This is a genomic window from Pseudomonas sp. XP1, from assembly GCF_053557675.1.
Genome location: NZ_JBNRIJ010000003.1, coordinates 228,141 through 232,798, shown reverse-complemented (window position 1 = coordinate 232,798; position 4,658 = coordinate 228,141). Strand labels below are relative to the sequence as shown.

Genomic DNA, 4,658 nt, shown 5'->3' with positions numbered 1-4,658 from the left:
GGGACTGCACAGCTTTCAAGTGCTGTGCGGTCCCTGTGGGAGCGGGCAAGCCCGCGAAGAGGCCGGTGAGGTCTTACCCCAACCCAGATTCCCAAGCGCCTATGCCGAATATTTTCCTGGTCGAAGACGACAGCGCCCTGTCCGAGCTGATCGCCAGCTACCTGCAACGCAACGACTTCCATGTCCAGGTGATCGCCCGTGGCGATCAGGTGCTGGACGAGTACCGCCGGCAAAAGCCCGACCTGGTCATCCTCGACCTGATGCTGCCGGGCATCGATGGCCTGCAGCTGTGCCGCCTGCTGCGCCAGGAGTCCCAGGGCCTGCCGATCCTGATGCTGACCGCCCGCGACGACAGCCACGACCAGGTCCTGGGCCTGGAAATGGGCGCCGACGACTACGTGACCAAACCCTGCGAGCCGCGTGTGCTGCTGGCCCGGGTGCGTACCTTGCTGCGCCGCAGCAGCGTCAACGAGCCGCGGCTGGACAACGACCTGATCCTGATCGGTGGCCTGCGCATCGACCTGGCCGAGCGCACCGTGAGCTGGCGCGGCGAAGAGGTGGAGCTGTCAAGCGGCGAGTACAACCTGCTGGTGGTACTGGCGCGCAATGCCGGCGAAGTGCTGAACCGCGACCGCATCCTGCAGCAACTGCGGGGTATCGAGTTCAACGGCACCGACCGCTCGGTGGACGTGGCCATTTCCAAGCTGCGACGCAAATTCGACGATAACGCCGGCGAAGCGCGCAAGATCAAGACCGTATGGGGCAAGGGCTACCTGTTCAGCCGTGTCGAGTGGGAGTGCTGACTGCCCATGCTGAAGATTCTGGTGCGGTTGTACCTGGTGATCATCGTTGCCTACGCCGGTGCGCTGTTGTTCATTCCCGATACCATCGTCGGCCTGTTCCAGGACCGCTTCATGGCCTACAACCTGGACCAGGCCAAGGGCGTTCAATCGCTGATCGTGCGCCAGTTCCGCCAGGCCCCGCGCGAGCAGTGGCCAGCGGTGGAGCAGGAGCTGGCCAGTGATTTCGCACCGCTGGAGCTGCAGTTGCTGCGCATGGACCAGGCTGACCTGAGCGTGGACGAGCAGGCGCGCCTGGAGCATGGCCTGTACGCCGTGCGTATCGCCGAATGGGGCTATTACGAGACCGTGCTGGTGCCGCTGGACAAGGAATGGCTGGTGCGCCTGCACTCACCGCCAGACCCGCTGGACATCAACGTGCTGTCGTGGGGCGTGACCGTACTGATCGGTGCAGCCATGCTCGGTTGCCTGCTGCTGTGGGTATGGCCGCACTGGCGCGACCTGGAACGCCTCAAGGAAACCGCCCGACGCCTGGGCCAGGGGCAGATGGCCGAGCGTACGCATATCTCGCCGCACTCCAACATCGGTGAGCTGGCCGGTGTGTTCGACACCATGGCCAGTGACCTGGAGCGCCACGTCAACCAGCAGCGCGAGCTGCTCAATGCGGTGTCGCACGAGTTGCGCACGCCGCTTACCCGGCTGGATTTCGGCCTGGTGCTGCTGTTCGACGAAGTGCCGCCGGCCAGCCGCAAGCGCTTGCTGGAACTGGTGGGGCATGTGCGTGAACTGGATGAGCTGGTGCTGGAGCTGTTGTCCTACAGCCGGCTGTACAACGCCGACCAGGCCCGCGAGCGGGTCGAGGTGTCGTTGCTGGAGCTGGTCGACAGCGTGCTGGGTGGCTTTGCCGAGGAGCTCGATGCTCGGCACATCCAGTGGGAGGTGCAGGCCGAGGACAAGCTGCCACGCTTCGTGCTGGACCCACGACTGACCGCCCGAGCCGTACAGAACCTGGTGCGTAACGCCATGCGCTATTGCGATCAAAGCCTGTTGCTGCGGTTGCGTCTGGAGGCGGATGGAGCCTGCCTGTTGACGGTCGAGGATGACGGAATTGGTATTCCTCCCGAGGAGCGTGAGCGGATCTTCCAGCCGTTCTACCGCCTGGACCGCAGCCGTGACCGCAATACCGGTGGTTTCGGTCTGGGCCTTGCGATCAGCCGTCGAGCTATCGAGGGGCAGGGGGGTACCTTGACAGTCGGTCAATCGACCTTGGGGGGCGCATCGTTCAGGATTCGCTTGCCTGTGGTATGACGACGGTGGAAAACGTGAATACTTATAAAGATTAAACTCTCTGGGTTACAGTGGATTTGAGAGTTCCTACATGTAAGTGGGTGTAAGTTTTTTCAACTTTGGACCTGGGTTTATTTTCATTGCGCCCAAATTGTTGGGTAGTAATATTTTGTCGCTATCGCATGGCTGGACATACAGAACTGCAAATGGAATCAATTCATTTCCAAGTTCTCTTTGTGAGTCAGATCATGACGTTAGATAATAGTGCTGCAAGAAGTTGCAAAATTGACAAAGCTTTCGGTGACCAAGGCAAGGTTGAAATTGTATTTCCCGGTGGTGTGGAGAGCGGCGTGCATGGGCTGGCAATCAGTCAATCCAGGCTGATCGTTGTCGCACAGTACCGGGTTGGTGGTCGGCCCTATGTTGGGTTGGCTGGTCTGACAGCTGAAGGACAGCTGGATGTTAGCTTCGGCGACGGTGGTTTCATCATGGCACCCTTCGGCCAGGGGGTGAGTGCGGTGCCGGTCGAGGTGGTTGCCTGTGCAGATGATGGTTTCATCGTGTTGGCCGAGGATCGCTCCCAGGCCGTGAATCATCCGCTGCTGGCGCGTTACAAGCATGATGGCTCCCTGGATACCTGCTTCGGCGAAGGCGGCATCGTCAGGCTCAAGCTGAAGGGCCCGACTGCGTATGACGAACCGTATGGGCTTATCCAGCAGCAGGACGGCAAAATACTGATCGCCGTAACGCGATTCGACGAGCAGGCGGAAAGTTGTGGCCTGCTGGTACGCGTCACTGCGTGTGGCGCTTTGGACGATTGTTTCCATGATGGCGGCGTGTGGCAATTGCCGCTACGCGATGAGCCCCACGTTTGGCTGGAGGGTGTCACCGAACTGGCAGATGGACGAATCGTCGCCTGGGGCGCGACCGACGGTGAGGGGTTGGTTGTGCGCATGGACCGTGACGGCATGCTGGATCCAACTTTTGGTACAGGCGGGATCAGCAGGGTAACGGCTCCACGAGGCAAGAACAGGGTAGGCGTCGAGTTTTATGACGTGATCGAGCGTGTGAACGGAAGCTTGATCCTGTGTGGCTCCACCGACCGATTGCCCTATGCCGCTGTAACGGGCCACATGAACGCTGATGGCGGGCTCGACCCGGCCTTCAATGGCGGTGAGGTGCATCTGACCCCGGCCGCTTCTGGCGCGCGTTGGGTGCACTGCCAGCCAAGGGGCGAAAGCGGTAGCGTGGCCGCCGGCCTGACGGGCATTCCCTATGATGCGAAGGAAACCGAGTTTTTCGTAGGGCGGTTCCAGGCGGACGGTGTACTCGATCCGAAATTCGGTGACGGTGGCCTCAAACGCACCAACATCGAGACTGGTGCCGATGTGGCCCGCTGTGCGTTGGCCCCTGACTCACAACGTCTGATCCTGGGCGGTACCGCCAATACCGATCACGCCGTTGGCAAGTCGTATCTGGTCTGCTATTTCGTCTAAGCGATTCGGGTATGGCGTGCAATGCGCCATGCCGTTTCATCAAAGCGCCGGTTGCCACAGCACGAACCGGTCCTTGCCACTGTGCTTGGCCGCGTACAAAGCCTGGTCCGCTCGGACCAGCGCTGCTGTCAAGGTATCGCCACGGTCTACCCGGACCAGGCCGATGCTGATGGTCACCGGATGATCGGCATGGTCCTCGCGCACCCTGCTGCACAGTCCGCAGACCTGCTCGACAGCGCTTTGCTCGTCCAGGCCGTGGAACAGTATCGCGAACTCCTCACCGCCCAGCCGGGCAAACTCGTAACCGGTCATGCTCGCCTTGATATGCGTGGCCACGCGTTTGAGCACTTCATCGCCTACATCATGGCCGAAGCGGTCATTCACCCGTTTGAAGTTGTCGATGTCGATCATCGCCAGGTACTGCCCGGGCGTTGCCAGATGCAACTGGCGTTCAGCCTGGGTCATGAACGAACGGCGGTTGGGGATTTCAGTCAGGGCATCGACATAGGCCTGGTCCAGCAGCACCTTGGACAGGTAGAAGTTGTGCAGCTTGGCCTTGCGCATCTGCAGGTAGCTGTAGATGACCAGGCCGCTGAGGAATACCGCATAGCTGATCAGCATGGCGCCTTCGAGTTCGTCCGGCCCGATACGGGTGTGGTAGAACGGGTTGAGCACCACCCAGGTGATGGCCATGGCGCAGAAGAACGACCAGCGCCGCACCGGTAGCACCGACACGGCGTACAGCACGGTGGACACCCCGAGCACCAGCCACACCGGGCGCAGGGCCACCGGGATGCCTTCGATCACCAGGCGCATGCCCAGAGTGATGGAGGCGATGAACAGCAGGTTGAGCACATCGAAATGATGGCTGCGACGGGTGAACCGCAGTACCACGGTTAGGCTGCCGAGCAGGGTGATGAACAGGCAGGAAAGCCAGGTGAAACCCTGGCCACCGAGGAAGCTGACGATAAGGTCGAAGACCAGCCAGATCAGGATGCTGACGCAGAACACCAGCAGGCAGAACGGGCGCATGGCCTCGAATTCGTGCTGGCGGAATTCGGCGCGCAGGGCGGCG

Annotated in this window: 4 protein-coding genes; 3 read left to right on the top strand and 1 reads right to left on the bottom strand. The window is 61.1% G+C overall.

The window, feature by feature from the left end; translation table 11 throughout:
- The first annotated feature begins 101 nt into the window (after positions 1-101).
- The 3 genes from ACK1U9_RS04915 to ACK1U9_RS04905 all read left to right on the top strand — a co-directional run bounded on the left by ACK1U9_RS04915 (position 102) and on the right by ACK1U9_RS04905 (position 3,583).
- Positions 102-803, top strand: coding sequence for a response regulator transcription factor (locus tag ACK1U9_RS04915; protein WP_108481235.1), 702 nt, complete (start codon positions 102-104; stop codon positions 801-803).
- A 6-nt stretch (positions 804-809) separates the two neighbouring features.
- Positions 810-2,108, top strand: a complete 1,299-nt coding sequence (locus ACK1U9_RS04910) for an ATP-binding protein (RefSeq protein ID WP_135002934.1) — start codon at positions 810-812, stop codon at positions 2,106-2,108.
- A gap of 185 nt (positions 2,109-2,293) precedes the next feature.
- A complete protein-coding gene (locus ACK1U9_RS04905) occupies positions 2,294-3,583 on the top strand; it encodes a hypothetical protein (RefSeq protein WP_449109738.1) in 1,290 nt (429 codons plus the stop codon).
- Between the two features lie 39 nt (positions 3,584-3,622).
- On the opposite strand, the gene ACK1U9_RS04900 is transcribed toward ACK1U9_RS04905, so the two are convergent.
- On the bottom strand, positions 3,623-4,658 hold a 1,036-nt coding region (locus tag ACK1U9_RS04900; RefSeq protein WP_449109737.1), incomplete at its 5' end, for a diguanylate cyclase domain-containing protein.

Excerpts from the sequence above, each read along its gene's own strand:
- ACK1U9_RS04915 (WP_108481235.1), top strand. The coding sequence starts at position 102 with ATGCCGAATATTTTCCTGGTCGAAGACGACAGCGCCCTGTCCGAGCTG.
- ACK1U9_RS04910 (WP_135002934.1), top strand. The coding sequence starts at position 810 with ATGCTGAAGATTCTGGTGCGGTTGTACCTGGTGATCATCGTTGCCTAC.
- ACK1U9_RS04905 (WP_449109738.1), top strand. The coding sequence starts at position 2,294 with ATGGAATCAATTCATTTCCAAGTTCTCTTTGTGAGTCAGATCATGACG.